Here is a 16,784-nt window from a genome sequence, read left to right as displayed (position 1 = left end):
GCCTCTGGGCACCATTATTAAGTGTGCCGACTTAGCTCAGTTGGTAGAGCAACTGACTTGTAATCAGTAGGTCATCCGTTCGACTCGGATAGTCGGCACCATTTATTAACTCATGTTTGAGTTCGACTGAAATGATAAAGTTTCGGTCATTATCAAGGCATTGTCTTGATATAATATAACCAGTTTTAGCCCAGATAGCTCAGTCGGTAGAGCAGAGGATTGAAAATCCTCGTGTCGGTGGTTCGATTCCGCCTCTGGGCACCATTATTAAAAGGTGCGCCGACTTAGCTCAGTTGGTAGAGCAACTGACTTGTAATCAGTAGGTCATCCGTTCGACTCGGATAGTCGGCACCATTTTATTCCTAGCCCGGAAGCTCAGTTGGGCGAAACAAGACCGAAGCACCGCTTCGCAGCTTGTTGAGGTGGAGGCAGGACGCCGACAGGACCTCGCTTCATGGACGAAAGAGCAGCACGATATAACCAGTTTTAGCCCAGATAGCTCAGTCGGTAGAGCAGAGGATTGAAAATCCTCGTGTCGGTGGTTCGATTCCGCCTCTGGGCACCATTATTGAAAAGCCTCGCATTAGCGGGGCTTTTTACTTTCTGCCCCAAATTAAATGAGTTGGCGTAATCGAACACGCCTGCGGGTGGTTCGATGATGAAATACGTCCTTGTATTTCACCGCAAGCGGCCAGCTAAAGCTGTTCAAAGTGGTTCCGGACCACTTTGTCCGCCTCTGGGCACCATTATTGAAAAGCCTCGCATCAGCGGGGCTTTTTCATTTCTGATGCTAAGCAATTGCGGATTGGCGAAATTACACAGACCAGCAGAACGATTGATTTAAGCCTTTGCACATCAAACCATGACTTTGTCACTAATTTGCTCATATACTTAACCTAGCAAGTAGTAATGGTTTGTTATGGAACAGATTGAGATATTCGAGATCCCCAGTCCGTGTCGTGGGATTTGTGAAGTGAATAATCGGGGTTATTGCAAGGGGTGCTTTCGCAGTCGCGAAGAGCGCTTTCATTGGCATGCGCTGAGCGAGCAGCAAAAACGCAAGGTGATTGAGCAGTGCGCGCAACGGCAAAAACGTGTGATGGCGGCAAAAAAACGCAGTTCAGATACTCCGTCAGTTGATAACCCGAAGCATGGCGAGCAGGAAGATCTTTTTTAAATCTGGTACTTAGCTTTAAGCATCGCCACCGTCCCTTTCTCTGCAAGACGGCTAAGCACCTCTTCCAGTTGTGGGATCAGAGCTTCGTGCTTGCTGTGCAGATAATGATAGGTCTCAATGGTTAACAGGGTTTCAATTTTAAACGACTCCAGGTCAATATCTGCCAGGTGTTCACGCAAATGAAAATCTACCACTAACGCTGCCTGGACTTTGCCCTGAGTAACCAGATTAAGCTGAGTAATGTTGTTCTTTACTTCTATTACCTGACCATTAAAAGGAACGCTTTGCAGATACCGATTCGCGACCAGGTAACCGCTTTGAATAACCAAAGAATCAAGTTGTTTAAAGGTGCACTCTAAACAGCGGCTGAGTAGCTGCAAATTAAAGCTGTATAAAGGAAACTGCACCTGAAGTAAATTGGGGTAGGCCTGGGTTACGCCATGGATCCGTCCTAGCTGCCCATCGAGTGCGCCACTATTGGCGGCAATCAGAGCACTTTGGCGGTTAAAATCCACTACCTCTAATGTGTAGCCAAGCTGCTGATAGGCTGTTTGCAGTAACTCAATGACGTATCTCGCCTGAGGGGTATCAGCCGGGCGGTTAAAGTACAGCGTGCGGTTATCTGTTGCTACACTGGGTGCGCTGAGGCAGCATAACAATAACAAACTGAAAATTCGCAATGGATCTCCTTGTAATAAACGAACCCACTTACTTAGCGTGGCTTTCGCCATTCAACGCGTACTTGTGCGATATGAACGGCGCGTGTACATCAACGGATACACCTTAGCGTAATTATGATACACTTTTTACAGAGATTGCAGTAACCAAATTTACTATGAGCTATAACCTGTGTAATTTATCGAGACACGATAAGTATCAAATTCAATTAGAATATGAAGCCTCTTTCTGGGCTTATCAGATCAAACGCGGCAAGAACAGTCGTGAGGCCATTTATGATGCGATTAATCAGCGCCCTATCTCTGAGCAGGCGGTGCTGAAAGAAAAGTTCGAGTTTTACCTGGGACTGATGCTGGCGTAGCCATGGAGGTTGTTGCTCAGCTACTACCGGCCATCCAAACGCCGCTGGTCAATAAGTTTTATCAGGCTCATAAGGCCAGGGGTAAGGCGACCCGTCAGGATCAGAGTTGGGTGCTTAAAGCCACAGACATTGTGGCTGCGTGCAGGGTACAGCACGTTTCGGGGGCGTATTTTTTGTCCACGGTGTTGGTGGCGCCCGAGTATCGAGGCAAGGGCTTTGCCCGAAGACTATTAACCGCTGTACTGGCGTCGCAACCGCGCTCGTTGTACACCTTTGCTTATTGTCATTTGAGCGCCTTTTATCAAGGCTTGGGTTTTACTGTGATAGACCCTGTAGCGCTGCCTCAGGAACTGGCAGAAAAATATCATTGTTATGTTGCACAAGGGCGGCAGATCCTGGCGATGCAATATATTAACCCCGATCAGAATCGACTATGTTGCGAATAATCCTCAGTTTTATCCTTGTTGTTTCGGCTTTTTTTGCTCACGCACAGGTATCGCGCCTCTCTCCGGCTGAGGGCCTGTCACAAAGCTATGTGAACACTTTGCTGTTCGACGATAACGGCTATCTTTGGCTGGCAACCGAAGGAGGGCTGAATCGCTACGATGGGTATCAGGTGTTGGAGGTTGCAGGGCCAAACCAGGATCTGAACAAAATGCAAATAGACCGCATCTATAAGGATGATAACGGCATCATCTGGATAGCCTCGGGACGCGCCGGCTTGTTCAGTTATGACCCGGAGCAGGATAGTTATCGCCGTTACACCTCGGCACCGGAATCTGAAGAAGACTACTTTAAAAACAGTGTATTCCAGATGCTGAGCAAGAGTAAGCATGAGCTGTGGCTTGGCAGAGCACAAAATGTGGCGGTGATGGACACGCGCACAGGCACGATCACTCAGGAGATTGTATTGCCTGTTGAAGACCCACAGATAGCGGTGCGCGGCTTGCTTAAACACGACAACCTGCTGTTTATCGCCTCTGCCGAACGCCTGTTTGTTTACAACACCGATACCGAGCAGCTTCGTGCCATTGAGCACCGTGACAAGATCACTCATCCATTTCAGACCAACACCAAGTCTCTGCATTTGCTGGACGACGATACGCTGATTTTAGGGGCCGTGATTGGCATGTACCAGCTGGATATCAGCGCTCTGCGCCGTGACTTTGATGCTGAGGTGCCCTATCAGACACTGATTGAAGAACTTAATATCTGGCAAATTGAGCGCAGTGGCACTGGCTTGTTACTGGGCACAGATCACGGGCTGATGCATTACGATATCGCCAGTGGCGAGGTACATCGGGATACACGTTTGACCAGCAGCCATTATGCGGTCTCGGACAACAGTGTAATTTACTTTATCCGCGACGACTTTGGCGGCATCTGGGCTGCCACCAAAAAAGATGGCGCCTTCTACCTGCCTGCTGAGTCGCAGGGGTTTGATAATGTTCACCCGGGTTCCGTACAGGGCAACTTTTCCAAGGGGACGGTATGGGGCCTGGTAGAGTACGATGGCTACATCTGGGCAGGCACGCGAGATGGCCTGACCCGCTACGACCCGCAAACTCGCACCTCAGAGCAGTATCTGGCCGGTTTTCTGGGTGATGGCTTCTACCCCGAATTTACCATTTTTGGCCTGCTGAATTATCAGGACAAGCTATGGCTCAGTAGTAACCGTGGACTATTTGTATTCGAACCTGGATCAGAGGATATCTATCGACCCCAGGCTCAGGATGCGGCTGCGACCGCTGTGTTGTCCGGGTTTGTTAAAGGTGCCGTGATAGTGGGCGACGGGCAGCTGTACCTGGTGGATGAAAAAACCGGGTTTTATGTGTTTGATATTAATACCCAAACACTCACCAAGCTGGGTGAAGAGTTTGACCGGTTTGACCCTTTCCTGAGTTATGGTTTTTACAAGCCGTTGAGTACACACCCGGAAGATCCGGTCTTTTACAGTGAAGGTAGGTTGTTCCGCTACGATACACAGGCGCATCGGCTGGTCGAAATTTATCAGGTGCCCAAAGCACACAAGCAAAGTGCGGTCGACCTGCTGAGTTATACCATCGACAAGCATAATGTACTGTGGTTGTCGTTTGCCAGACATGGCCTGGTACGTCTGACCGCAGATGGCTACGAGCAACTGCCAATGCCTAATGAGCAGCACACCGTCACCAATAATATTTTGTATGAAATGGTACAGGATGATGTGGGCATGATCTGGATGTCGTCTCACCAGGGGATCTGGCGACTCGACCCGGATAATTTCCACCTGCAGGGCTTTACCACCGCAGATGGCCTGATGAGTAACGAATTCAATGGCGGAGCGTCGGTTAAGCTGGCGGACGGCCGGATTGGCTATGGCTCATTGCAGGGCTTTACCTTGTTTGATCCTAAGGTGCATCGCCCTACTAAATCGCTGTTAAATCGCGTTAATATTACCGATGTCGATCTGATGTCGCGGGACATTTTACCCTCGGGACTCAAGTCATTCTCATATATTGAGCTCAATCATGACGACATCGGGCTGGAAGTGTCGTTCTCGGCCATGGCGTTTACACTGCAAGAGCGCATTGTCTACGAGTACCAGCTCTCCGGTGAGCAGCGGATCCTCAGTCGTAACAGTAATCGGGTGGTGTTTCCCAAGCTCAGCCCGGGCAATTATCGTCTTAAGGTGTGGGCAAAAGATCCGCTGACTGGTGATTATACGCCGCCAGCTCAGCTTGAGATTGTGGTGCATTACCCGATATGGCGCGCGCCCTGGGCATTGTTTTGTTATGTCCTGCTGGCGGCGGCCCTGTTTGCTTTTTGGGTGCACCGCAAAAACAAGGTCGCGGGTATGATCCTGGCGGCGCACCGTGAAACACAAAACAGCGAAACGCGCTTAAAAATGGCCCTGGAGGGCAGCAACTCTGGGGTCTGGGACTGGCACTCGGGAAGCCAGTTTGTCTATCAACCCCGTTTGGTCAGCGACCTTGGTTACGACAACGAAAGCATAGTGTTGGACGAATACCTGGAGCTTATTCACCCTCAGGATCGTGCCCTGTTTCGAATTGAGTGGCTGGAGTTTGTCTCGACTGAGAAGGGCTTTATTGACTGTACATATCGGTTGCGCCATCTCAATGGACAGTGGCGCTGGTACAAAGACTACGGCAAAGTAATGGTGTGGCAGGACGGGGTGCCGGTACAGGTTGCCGGGACCTACACTAACCTGACCCGCGAGCGGGTGTTTGAAGAGCGCGCCACACTGTTTGGCGCGGCGTTTGAACAAACCCGGGACTGGGTGATGATCTTTGACAAGCACCTGCGTATTCTGGCCTGCAACAAGGCGTTGCAGCATGCCTTTTCTGTTAGTGCGGCGCCTTCGTCCAGTACCAGCGTTACTCTGGGGCTAGAGCGTAATGTTAGAATGAAGTATCTGCGCGAGATCAGTAAATTAAAGGTCGATGACCTGTATGTTGCCGAAGAAACCCTGCGCCTGCCCAGTGGCGAAAAGCGCCAGGTGCTGCTCAAGATCAGTGCAACGCAAGACAAGCATTATATTCTGGTGCTGACCGACATCAGCAAGCAAAAGCGGACCGAGAAAGAGCTCTACCAACTGGCTAACTATGATGCGCTGACCAAGTTGCCCAATAAAGTGCTGTTTATGGACAGGGTTCAGCATGCCATTGAGCAGGCGCGCTTGTCGCGCCAGCCACTGGCCATCATCGCGATTAAGTTCAGTCGCTTACAGAGATTTGCCGATACCTATGGGAACGATTTTCTGGCCCTGGTGACACAGAAACTGGCGGCTAACTTGCAGTGCTGCTTCCGCGAAGTAGACAGCCTGGCGATTGGCAACGAGCGAGACTTTTATATTCTGATGGAGCAGCTGACGGGCGTGGAGCAGGTGATGCGTTATATTCATTGCCTGCTGGAGCGCTTCGAAAAAGGATTTGAGATTGAACAGCAACAAGTGCATGTGAAGGCCAAGCTGGGGATTGCCATGTTCCCCGATGATGCCTGTGATGCGTTCGACCTCAATCAGGCTGCCGAGACCGCACTGAACCATGCCAGACAGTCACTGGTGACTGATTATCAGTTCTATCACAGTGAGATCAATGAACAGGTACAGCGCGCTCTGGCAATTGAGCAAGCGCTCTTGAAGGCATATCAGGAAGAAGCATTTCGCAATCACTATCAGCCGATTATCAATGCAACGCATATGTCGGTAGAGGGCTTTGAAGTCTTGCTGCGCTGGCCACAGGACCCCAGTTACAGCATTGAAGAGCTGGCCCACACCGCAGAGCAGACCGGGATCATTACCCGGGTTATGTTGCAAACCCTGGAAAGGGCGCTGATAGACCTCAAAGGCTGGCACACCTTGCATCCTGACTTGTATATCTCGGTTAACCTTTCCGCGCTGGACTTTCAGTACGATGATTTACTGGCCCGGATCACCGAGATCCTCTCGCGAAATAACATCGACGGGCGCTACCTGGTATTCGAAATCACCGAGTCGGTGATGATGGCGGAGGCCGAGCAGGCCATTGCCCGTATGCATGAACTCAGGGCGCTGGGATGTCGACTCTATATGGATGACTTTGGCACCGGCTATTCCTCGCTGACTTATCTTAAACAGTATCCGGTAGATGCACTGAAAATAGACCGCAGTTTTGTGAACGACATTGGCCGGGATAAAGAACACGAAGTGATCATTCACTCCACGTTGTCTTTGGCACACAGCCTGGGTAAGTACTGCGTTGCAGAAGGGGTTGAACACATGGAGCAGTTGTCTTTTCTGCGTATGCTGGGATGTGAGCGCTTTCAGGGCTACTTGTTCAGCAAAGCGCTGCCAGCTGACGAGGCCAGCGAGTTATTGCGCCGTAACTGGCATCAGGTGTTTGTTCGCGCCAGTTAATGTTAAGGCCTGCGTGATGCAGGCCTGAACATCTTACAGTTTGCCACCACAGTGTCGACAATACAGATTATGTACTCGCTGGCTGGTCATGATTTTGATCGCCTGATTGGCTTCCACCGGGCTAAGGCCCAGTTCTATCCTCAGGGCCTCAAGGTGCTCTTTCTCCTGTTCATCTACCACACCATCGCTCAGAGAATGCAGCACGGCCTCATTGAAGGCATCGCGGCGCTTGCGCAGCTGATCGGCAAAGCTGGAGGCCAGCAGGCCGGTGGGAATTGCGACCATGCCCATACTCAGTAAAGTGATCACGCCACCAAAAAAGCGCCCCAGTGGGGTGATAGGGACTACATCACCATAACCGACGGTGGTAAGGGTCGCCATGGCCCACCACATCGCGGCGGGGATAGAGCCAAACTTGTCGGGCTGAACATCATGTTCAATCAAATAGATGCCGCATGAGGCGACAATCAATACCAGTGACATAATAAAGAAGGCGGCCAGCAATGAGCTACTTTCTTCTCTGAACGCGGCCAACAGCAGTTGCATGGCGCGTGAGTAGCGGGTTAGTTTGAAGATCCGCAACAAGCGGAATACCCGTAAAAAGCGCAGATCAAACGTGAAAAACACCATCAGCAGGGTAGGCAGAATGGCCAGCAGATCGATAATGGCTAACGGAGAGAGTACGTAGCGCAGGCGCTTTCTGCTGTTGTTGCCTCTAGTGTGCTTAAATTCCAGTTTATCAACACAGCACCATAGCCTGAGCAGATATTCAATGGTGAATATCGCCACCGAAATCACTTCAATGAAAAAGAATAGGGTGTGATAGCGCGCGGCCAGCGTCGGCACAGACTCCAGCACTATCGCAATGACGTTAATGATGATAAGCGATATCAGAAAGACATCAATCGCGTGCCCGGCTTTTCTGAATCGCCCGCTGGCTTCCAGCAGCGCCGCGGCTTTTTGTCTGAGTGTCAGATCCATAAGTCTCTTGTTAACCTTACTAATGTGGGCGGGGCTGTATTATTCGCTAGTCAGTGGCATTTTCATTACCACTGTCCCTTCTTCAAAATCCCGGCTGATGGTGAACCCCAGTTTCTTTGCTAATCCTATCATGCCGGTATTTTCCGGTAAGGTGATCCCCTCGATAGCACCAACGCGCTGGCGTTTACAGTAGGCGATTGCGGCCTCCATCAATAATTTGCCAAGTCCCAGGCCCTGACAATCAGAACGTACAACCACCGCAAACTCTGCGAGCAGATTATCGGGGTCCATCAATACCCGGGAAACCCCCAGGGTGCGCTGGGCGCTTTTATAGGGCTGGGTAATGATAAACGCCATTTCACGGTCGTAGTCAATTTGCGTCATTTTAGCCAGCTGCTCATGGGTAAACTGCGGCAGTTCACCGAAAAAGCGCCGGTATCTGTCTTCTTTACTCAGCGACTGGTCAAACTCCTGATGATTGCGCTCATCTTCCGGACGGATCGGCCTTAACTGCGCTTGTGTGTCATTTTTCAGCATGACGGTGCGCTCCCATTCTTTAGGGTAGGGTTTAATGGCGAGTCTTTTACGGCCGGGGAGCGGCGTGAAACGTTGCAGGGTAATGCTGGCATCCAGAATCAAAAAATGCCCGTCGGTTGCCAAAATTGGGTTGAGCTCAAGCGTCTGAATGTCTGGCTGATCGATCACCAGCTGAGAAACCCGGGTCAGCAGCGCACACAGCCGATATTTATCGACTTTTTCAGGCAGCAAGCGCTCTTTCAGCACGCCTTTGTCGTAGGCCGCGGCAATCAGGTATTTGGCCAGATTCATGTTTAATGGAGGCAAAGCAACGGCTGCCTGATTAAAATTAAATCCGGTACCGGCCTCACCAAGTAAAATTACCGGGCCCACATCCGGTTCGGTTTTGACGGCAATACGCAGCTCCTGGCTGCCAGCCCTGGGCGCCATTTTTTGTAATGAAAAACCTTCAATGATGGCATCCGGATAGGCCTGCTTGATACGCAGCAAAATGGCAAAGGCGCTTTGCTCAACTTCGTCAGCGTCATTCAAATTGAGGACCACCCCGCCGACCTCGGATTTAGAAGGAATAGAGGGGCTGATCAGCTTGAGCGCGACGGGAAAGCCAAGCAGCTGGGCCTGCTCTTTGGCTTCACTGGGCGTCAGCGCAATGTCTGTATCTATGCACTCCATGCCGTAATGACAGAGGATCTGGCTGGCCTGATGGGTTGATAGCTGGGTCAGTGACTGGTCAAGGTAGCTGTCTATCTGCTGTTTTGCACTGTGGCTGTGGATCAGCTCATCCTGACTGATAGATTCAGGGGTTTGAGTCAGGTGTTTCTGGTTACGACGATAACTGATCAGGTGCATAAATGCGCCCACGGCGCCTTCGGGGGTGCGATAAGTCGGGATACCCTGCTCGACGCAGACATCACGCGCTGCAAAGGCGGCTTCTTCACCCATAAAGTTGGTCATCACAAAGGGGCGAGCCATTTTGGGTAAAGTGGCCAGAGTCTGGGCAATGATCTGGGCATAGGCTTCGCTGGGTGCCAGTGCCGATGGTGTGTGGATGATCAGTAAGTTTTTGACTTCGTCAGCTTTGAGTAAAATCTCCAGTGCCTGCTGATAGCGGTGGGGCGCCGAGTCGCCGAAAATGTCAATCGGGTTTGCGGTATGGTTAGACTGGGGGATCACCGCATTGAGCGCCTGAATGGTTTTATCACTCAGCTCGGCGAGTTTTCCACTGCGCTGTAACAGCGTATCTACCGCCATAATACCGGGGCCGCCGCCATTAGTGAGTATGGTGAGGTGCTCAACCTGTAGCAGTTTAGGATGCAGTGCCAGGGTTTGTGTGGCTGCAAACAGCTCCCGTAAGTCGGTCACTCTGAGCATACCAGCGCGCTGAAACATGGCATCGTACACAGCATCGTCTGAGGTTGAGCCGCCGGTGTGGATCATGGCCGCTTCGGCACCTGCTTGGGTACGGCCGGTCTTGATGGCGATCACAGGCTTGCTAAAAGCGGCTGCCCGGGCCGCAGAAATAAACCGCCTGACGTCCTGGATATTGTCTATGTAAAGCAAAATTGCCTTGGTTTTGCCATCCCGGCCGAACAAGTCCAGCAACTCATCAAAGTCAATATCGAGGCTATCTCCGAGAGAAATAAAATAGGAAAATCCGATGCGTTTACTGTTAGCCCAGTCCAGGATCGTGGAGCAGACGGCAGCCGATTGGGAAATAAAAGCCAGTTTGCCGGCATCGGCGGTGGTATGAGAAAAGCTGGCATTCAGCCCTAAGTGCGGGACCAGCATGCCCAGGCTGTTTGAGCCCAGCAACGTGATGTGCTTTTCTCTGGCCAGTGCCTGTAAACGTGCCTTTTGTTCTTTGTCGAGCCCGGCGGCAACAACGATGGCGTTACGACAGCCTAGTTCAGCCAGCTCGGTCAGTACCTGGATCAAGGTCGACTTATTGGTGCAGATAACGGCCAGATCGGGCACCTGAGGAAGCTTGGCAATGGTCGGATAGGCCAGTACGCCTTGTACGGCCGCGTATTTTGGGGTGACTGGCATGATGGGGCCTTTAAAGCCACCGTGTAGCAGGTTGCGCATCACCACATTACCGGCCCGGCCCGGGTTGCTGGAGGCGCCAATCACCGCCACCGAGCTGGGATTAAAAAATTGACCGATGCGCTTGATACTCATACTAACTCCTTGACTTGCCAGACTATGGGCGGGCTATTTGCTAAATATTAATCGCTTTAGTGGCAGGTTGCGAGTCTAAGCTGGGATTGTTTTGATCTCAGTCGAGTTTGCGTGCAGCAAGGGATACCATAAGTATCGTGTGAACCTGTGATTATGACGACACAAAGCTTAGCGCTTGGTCTTCAGCCACTTTCCCATCGCGGCATCGTAGGCGTCTGTGATGGCTGTTTTATCGCAGGTGCTGCTGGCGGTGAGCCAATTCTTAGCAAAGCCTTCCGGGGGCGGGTTATTGGGGTCACCCTGAACTTCTTTGTAGCAGCGGTCTTTTATGCGATATTCGGTAAAAATGTGATTCTGAGACTCTATCTGTCGTAGCGGCTGACCCTGCGTCTGGTGAGACTTAGGTACACTAAGGCGTTGTGGCCGAGACTCGATGTCTCTGGATACCGGCTGAGTTAAGATGTGCTGACGCAGTCGTGACAGACCCAGTGCCGGGTCGATCCGCGGGTGTTTTTTGTTCGGTTGCACACCTGCAGCCTGCGCTGGTTTTTCAGGAACTGGGTCGGTACTGGTGTGGATATCTGCGACTGAGCTCTCTGTCATGGCGTCGAGCTGGCTCGACTCGACCAGTTTGGGTAAAGGTGCAGAGCTGACAGCGACAGTCTGTTGTTCGGGACGTTGTGCAGGTTTGGTGACAGGAAGCGGCTCGGAGCTGGCTTTATTCGTATCTGATTTTTGCGCTGGTTGCTCTATCACCAGGTAGGTTTTAATGGTTGGCTCAGGCGGCCCGAGGGGGACCACCACGGTTTGCTGGGCCAGCAGCCACAGTATGATTAAGTGGCAGGCGATGGAAGTAACAACTGCACTGAGCCATAAACGCATCACTTTTCCTTAGTGTTCTGAATTTATTATTTTGTTTTATAGTCAAAACACTGTTAGGACCTGAGCTTGTGATCAAAAGTTCAGTTTCATCAACTCCGTTGCAATCAGTTTGAGCAATCGGGTTTCACGGAGCAGGGATTGCCCTTGTTTATCGCTGTTTGCCAGTACCGCCTCATTGTGGGCGATGGCTTCAGCAATCTCGACCCATTGCGGGCGCATGCCATTGTTTATCTCATAATGTTCCATATCTGGTTCATCAAACTCGCCGCAAATTTCACACAAATAGCAGTGAGAAACGATGTGCACATTATCAAAGTCAGGCTTATGCCAGCGCTGATATTCTTCATACACGCCAAAGGGCGCAATGTTGGTGACTGAGCGCGCCCCTGTTTCTTCTTTCACTTCGCGTACTAAGGCATCGGTTAAGGATTCCCCTGCATCGACACCACCACCGGGCAAAGTGTAATCATCGTATCTTTGCGTATAGAGCAGTAAAATCTGCGACTGACGGGTAATAATGGCTCGTGTTGCCGGCCGGGTAAAACAAGTGCCCGGCAAAGGCAAAGCCGGGGCTGGATTAAGAACGCGCATGACAGGGTCCCGAAAAAGTGCCGAGTCTAGCACATTTCGGGTCAGGCGACAGCGCCCGGGTACAGCCTGTCGGGCGCGCTGTGTTTAATAAGGCAGTGGGTAGGCCTTGAGCACAGTGTCAATTTCAGCCAACGCTTCCGGTGGCAGTGTCAGATCAAACGCTTTAATGTTCTCTTTCAACTGACTCATGGTGGTAGCGCCTATGATGGTCGAGGTAACGCCATCGACCTGGTCGCACCAGGCCAGTGCCAGCTGCGCAGCCGTGAGGTGATGCTCTTTGGCAATCTCCAGATACGCCGCGGTGGCTTCCTGTGCAAGCTGGGTATCCCGGAACAAGCCATTGCGTTGGATCAGGGTCCAGCGCGACCCTTGCGGTCGGGCACCTCCCAGATATTTGCCCGACAACGCGCCTCCGGCAAGGGGTGACCAGGGCAGATAGGCAATGTCTTCATGGACGCAGTTTTCGATGATGTAGGGCCAGTCCTTCGCATGTAATAAGTTGAATTCATTTTGAATTGAAACCGGCCTGGGCAATTGGTGCTGGTGTGCCAGTTGTAGGTATGTATTGATCCCCCAGGGGGTGTCGTTAGACAGCCCCCAGTGGCGAATTTTTCCGGCATCGATACACTGCTGGAGTGCGCCGAGGATCTCGTGCATCTCATTTCTGTGTTGCTCTGTGGATACATCACTGAAAGTGATCATACCGGGCCAGTGTTTAGAAAAGTGTGGAGAGGTGCGATTTGGCCAGTGCAGCTGATAGACATCGATGTAGTCGGTTTGCAGCCGTTTCAGCGAGGCGTCGACCGCTGTCACAATGGCCTCTGCGGTTATAGGCGCGCCGCCACGGATCCAGGCCAGTCCTGAGCCGGCGATTTTAGTGGCAATAATGATGTCCTGGCGCTTTTCCGGATGACGACGTAGCCAGTCTCCGATGATTTCCTCGGTCTTACCATAGGTTTCAGGAGACGGCGGGACGGCATACATCTCGGCGGTATCGATAAAATTAATACCCTGTGCGAGTGCGTAATTGATCTGTTCATCGGCATCGTGCTGATTATTCTGCACACCCCATGTCATGCTGCCCAGACAGACACGTGACACCTCCAAATTAGAATGACCCAGGCGGCTATACTTCATAGTTGCTCCTTGTGTTAAATAGGTCTGGCGTATCGGCTCAAAATACATAGTGATACGCAGGCATTGTCTGACCAGTTTAGAGTATTTCCCAGTAAAATACAGATCAGATGCGATGACAAATAATGAACAATCATATTGCCATTATGCGATTCTTTGCACATAATAACTGTATAAATAACCAGTTAATAAAATCATGCGTAAGTTTATCCATGTTGATATGGACTGCTTTTATGCCGCGGTAGAAATGCGCGATAACCCTGCGCTGGCCAATGTGCCGATTGCGATTGGCGGGAAAAGCCATCGCGGCGTACTGTCAACGGCCAATTATATCGCGCGTCAATACGGGGTGCGCTCTGCTATGTCTAATTACAAAGCCAAGCAGTTGTGTCCTGAGCTGGTGATTGTGCCGGGGCGGATGGCGGTGTATAAGGCGGTGTCTGCGCAGATCCGCGCGATTTTTGCGCGTTATACAGAACTGATTGAGCCACTTTCCTTAGATGAAGCTTACCTGGATGTGACCGACTGCACTGTGTGTCAGGGCAGTGCGACCTTAATTGCTCAGCAGATCCGCAGCGATATTTACCGTGAAACCGGCCTGACGGCCTCGGCTGGTATTGCGCCCATCAAATTCCTGGCCAAAATTGCCAGTGATGAAAACAAACCCAATGGCCAGTATGTGATCACTCCGGATGATATCGCCGGATTCATTGATACCTTGCCACTGAAAAAAATCCCCGGTGTGGGTAAAGTTACGCATGAAAAGCTCCTTGCAATGGGCTTGCAGTATGGCCGCGACGTCAAGTCTTACAGCAGAGCCCAGATGACGGAGCGCTTTGGTAAATTTGGCGATGTACTGTGGCGGCGTTGTCAGGGCATTGATGAGCGACAAGTAGAAACTGAGCGCATTCGCAAGTCGGTCGGGGTTGAAACCACCTTTGAAAAAGACATCCAAAGCCTGGATGCGCTCAAAGACATACTGCGCCAGCGGCTCCTGCCTGAGTTACAGCGGCGGGCTGAGCCCTATCGCGGGGCGCGGGCCTTCAACAAGCTGGGCGTTAAGGTTAAGTTTTATGACTTTTCGCAAACCACCAAAGAGTGCCAGTATCATGAGATTGATGAAGGCGTGCTGTTTACTTTACTGGAGCAGGCGGTTGAGCGCTTTGGCAGCAAACCGGTCAGGCTCATAGGCATTCAGCTGGGCCTGGGAGAGGCGGCCTCTGCTCAGGCGCAATTGGGCCTGTTTGATGTTCAGACCTTCGACTAAAAGATAACAAGGACAGTACTCCGCGATTATTCACCGGTGTGCTAGGGTATAGTTTATCCGACTACGCAGCAGTACTATTTTGCACGATACCGCCAGTGGCAGCCAGGTTTTATGTGCTTAAATAACACAAGTGCCAGCGCCACGATGGCATCAACTTCGTTCAACAGACTTGTGATTGCCGCAAAGCAAAGCGGGTGGTATCAGGCAATAACGGACTGAGTCAAAGCGGACACCAAGAACAACAACAGGACCACAACAGGGGGAATACAATGCAGTCAATCATGATCGTGCTGTTTGGCATACTGGGTATGCTGTTTGGCTGGTTTGTCTATTCAAAGTTCATCGCCGAAAAAATATTTAAAATGGACGATAAGTTCGTGACACCGGCGCATGAATTAAACGACGGAATAGACTACGTACCGACTAATAAAGTGGTGCTCTGGGGGCACCACTTTACATCTGTGGCGGGGGCTGCGCCAATAGTTGGCCCGGCTATCGCCGTTTACTGGGGCTGGGTGCCGGCCGTTTTATGGGTGGTGTTTGGCACCATCTTTTTTGCCGGGGTCCATGATATGGGCGCGCTGTGGGCCAGTGCCCGGCACAAGGGTAAGTCCATGGGAGCTTTGTCTGAAACGGTTATCGGCAAGCGCACCCGCTCATTGTTTATGATAGTGGTCTTTTTAGTGCTGCTGATGGTAAATGCCGTATTTGGGGTGGTGATAGCCAACTCTTTTGTGGCCAACCCCAGTGCCGTATTCCCTGCCTGGGCAGCCATTTTGGTGGCGCTGGTGATTGGTCAGTTGCTGAAACGTCAGGTGCCGCTGGTGCCCTTGTGTGTTGTTGGCGTGGCGATTCTGTACGCCAGTATTTACGTGGGGTCGGGCATGCCGCTGGCATTGCCCAGTGAATTGTTTGGCCTGGCCGATAAAGCCAATTGGATCATTATCCTGTTTATTTACGCAGCGGTAGCGTCTTTGCTGCCCGTCTGGATGTTATTACAACCACGAGACTTCATTAACGGCATGCAACTGCTGGTTGGCCTGGTATTGCTCTATGGCGCGGTATTTGTGGTTATGCCGGATATTACGGCGCCGGCCTTTAATACCCAAACTGCGGTGGATACGCCGAGTATTATTCCTTTGTTATTTGTGACGATTGCCTGTGGGGCCGTTTCTGGGTTCCACGGCATAGTGTCATCGGGTACCAGCTCCAAACAGCTCGACAAAGAAACGGATGGCCGTTTCGTTGGATATCTGGGCGCTGTGGGCGAGGGCTCTTTGGCATTGATCACCCTGGTGGCCGTGAGTGGCGTAATGCTGGCGGTGTCGCCTGAAGAGTGGCACGAAATATACAGCCACCTCGGCGCGGGCAGCGTGGGTGCGTTTATCCAGGGGGGTGCTAATTTGATCAGCAACGGCTGGGGACTGTCGGTGGAAATTGCGTCGACCTTGCTGGCGGTGATGGTGGTGTTGTTTGCCGGTACCACTATGGACTCTGGTGTGCGTTTGCAGCGTTACATTATTCAGGAATGGGGTGAAATCTATCAGCTCACTGCACTGAAAAACGGAGTGCTGGCAACTTTGGTTGCGGTAGGTTGCTGTTTGTTATTGGCATTTGGTGCCGGCGGTGCGTCGGGCAGCGGCGGCATGATCATCTGGCCTTTGTTTGGCTCGACCAATCAGATTCTGGCGAGCCTGACCTTATTGGTGATCTCTGTGTATCTGATCAAGCTGGGTCGTCCGGCCAAGTTTACACTGATCCCCATGATCTTTGTGATTTTGATGGCCTTTTTCGCTGGCGTGATCAAGCTGGGCGAATACTACGAGCAAGGTAACTGGTTGCTGGTGGCACTCGATATAATAGTGCTGGTTGTCAGCGTTCTGGTGATGCTAGAAGCCTGGTCTGTGGTCAGTAAGCTGAAACTGCAAAAAGACGACAGTGCAACAGCCCAGTCGGATTAATACGCGTTTTGGTTTTTAGCGCTGCGCTAGGCAGCGCTAAAAGCGGATAATGCACCTCTGTGTGCTCCGGCATTTGTCCCTAAGGCCTTGGTTCTTGCCGGCAAATAACCGATAATCAGCCCAGCATTTAATAACCAAGG

The 16,784-nt window shown here is 51.4% G+C and carries 12 protein-coding genes and 4 tRNA genes; 10 read left to right on the top strand and 6 right to left on the bottom strand.

Annotated elements, in window-relative coordinates; all coding sequences use genetic code 11:
• The first annotated feature begins 25 nt into the window (after nucleotides 1-25).
• The 5 genes from TW77_RS20850 (at nucleotide 26) to TW77_RS20830 (ending at nucleotide 1,177) form a co-directional block, all read left to right on the top strand.
• A tRNA-Thr gene (locus TW77_RS20850) sits at nucleotides 26-101 on the top strand.
• 87 nt (nucleotides 102-188) lie between these two features.
• A tRNA-Phe gene (locus TW77_RS20845) sits at nucleotides 189-264 on the top strand.
• A gap of 14 nt (nucleotides 265-278) precedes the next feature.
• Nucleotides 279-354 (top strand) — tRNA-Thr (locus TW77_RS20840).
• 135 nt (nucleotides 355-489) lie between these two features.
• A tRNA-Phe gene (locus TW77_RS20835) sits at nucleotides 490-565 on the top strand.
• Nucleotides 566-919: 354 nt separating this feature from the next.
• Nucleotides 920-1,177, top strand: coding sequence for a DUF1289 domain-containing protein (locus TW77_RS20830; protein WP_046006891.1), 258 nt, complete (start codon nucleotides 920-922; stop codon nucleotides 1,175-1,177).
• Here the strand turns inward: TW77_RS20830 and TW77_RS20825 are convergent.
• The gene (locus TW77_RS20825; RefSeq protein ID WP_046006890.1) at nucleotides 1,174-1,857 is read right to left on the bottom strand and encodes a substrate-binding periplasmic protein; all 684 of its coding nucleotides are present in this window, start codon (nucleotides 1,855-1,857) and stop codon (nucleotides 1,174-1,176) included. The genes TW77_RS20830 and TW77_RS20825 overlap by 4 nt on opposite strands.
• A gap of 155 nt (nucleotides 1,858-2,012) precedes the next feature.
• On the opposite strand from TW77_RS20825, the gene TW77_RS20820 reads away from it, so the two are divergent.
• From TW77_RS20820 to TW77_RS20810, 3 genes are read left to right on the top strand one after another with little or no spacing between them, the layout of a single operon-like run.
• Complete coding sequence (locus TW77_RS20820; RefSeq protein ID WP_046006889.1) at nucleotides 2,013-2,216, top strand: DUF3283 family protein; 204 nt, start codon at nucleotides 2,013-2,015, stop codon at nucleotides 2,214-2,216.
• A gap of 2 nt (nucleotides 2,217-2,218) precedes the next feature.
• A complete protein-coding gene (locus TW77_RS20815) occupies nucleotides 2,219-2,662 on the top strand; it encodes a GNAT family N-acetyltransferase (RefSeq protein WP_046006888.1) in 444 nt (147 codons plus the stop codon).
• Nucleotides 2,650-7,113, top strand: a complete 4,464-nt coding sequence (locus TW77_RS20810; RefSeq protein ID WP_082078995.1) for an EAL domain-containing protein — start codon at nucleotides 2,650-2,652, stop codon at nucleotides 7,111-7,113. The genes TW77_RS20815 and TW77_RS20810 overlap by 13 nt, the downstream gene beginning before the upstream one ends.
• A 33-nt stretch (nucleotides 7,114-7,146) precedes the next feature.
• Here TW77_RS20810 and TW77_RS20805 read toward each other — a convergent pair whose 3' ends face one another.
• The 5 genes from TW77_RS20805 to TW77_RS20785 form a co-directional block, all read right to left on the bottom strand.
• Nucleotides 7,147-8,094 carry an ion transporter gene (locus TW77_RS20805; protein ID WP_046006887.1) on the bottom strand — a complete coding sequence of 316 codons (948 nt, stop codon included), beginning with the start codon at nucleotides 8,092-8,094 and terminating at the stop codon, nucleotides 7,147-7,149.
• 39 nt (nucleotides 8,095-8,133) lie between these two features.
• On the bottom strand, nucleotides 8,134-10,809 hold the full coding sequence (locus TW77_RS20800) for a bifunctional acetate--CoA ligase family protein/GNAT family N-acetyltransferase (RefSeq protein WP_046006886.1): 2,676 nt from the start codon (nucleotides 10,807-10,809) through the stop codon (nucleotides 8,134-8,136).
• A gap of 168 nt (nucleotides 10,810-10,977) precedes the next feature.
• Nucleotides 10,978-11,691: a hypothetical protein gene (locus TW77_RS20795; protein ID WP_046006885.1), complete on the bottom strand. Its 714-nt coding sequence runs from the start codon at nucleotides 11,689-11,691 to the stop codon at nucleotides 10,978-10,980.
• A gap of 72 nt (nucleotides 11,692-11,763) precedes the next feature.
• Nucleotides 11,764-12,282: an NUDIX hydrolase gene (locus tag TW77_RS20790; protein WP_046006884.1), complete on the bottom strand. Its 519-nt coding sequence runs from the start codon at nucleotides 12,280-12,282 to the stop codon at nucleotides 11,764-11,766.
• Nucleotides 12,283-12,366: 84 nt separating this feature from the next.
• Nucleotides 12,367-13,419, bottom strand: coding sequence for an aldo/keto reductase (locus TW77_RS20785; protein ID WP_046006883.1), 1,053 nt, complete (start codon nucleotides 13,417-13,419; stop codon nucleotides 12,367-12,369).
• A 193-nt stretch (nucleotides 13,420-13,612) separates the two neighbouring features.
• Between TW77_RS20785 and dinB the strand changes: the two genes are divergently transcribed.
• Nucleotides 13,613-14,683 (top strand): DNA polymerase IV, encoded by a 1,071-nt coding sequence (dinB, locus tag TW77_RS20780; protein WP_046006882.1) that lies wholly within the window; start codon nucleotides 13,613-13,615, stop codon nucleotides 14,681-14,683.
• A gap of 269 nt (nucleotides 14,684-14,952) precedes the next feature.
• Nucleotides 14,953-16,644 carry a carbon starvation CstA family protein gene (locus tag TW77_RS20775; RefSeq protein WP_046006881.1) on the top strand — a complete coding sequence of 564 codons (1,692 nt, stop codon included), beginning with the start codon at nucleotides 14,953-14,955 and terminating at the stop codon, nucleotides 16,642-16,644.
• Nucleotides 16,645-16,784: the final 140 nt, after the last annotated feature.

This window comes from Pseudoalteromonas rubra, from assembly GCF_000967655.1.
Lineage (GTDB): Bacteria > Pseudomonadota > Gammaproteobacteria > Enterobacterales > Alteromonadaceae > Pseudoalteromonas > Pseudoalteromonas rubra_A.
This window is presented reverse-complemented; position numbering and strand designations above follow the sequence as displayed.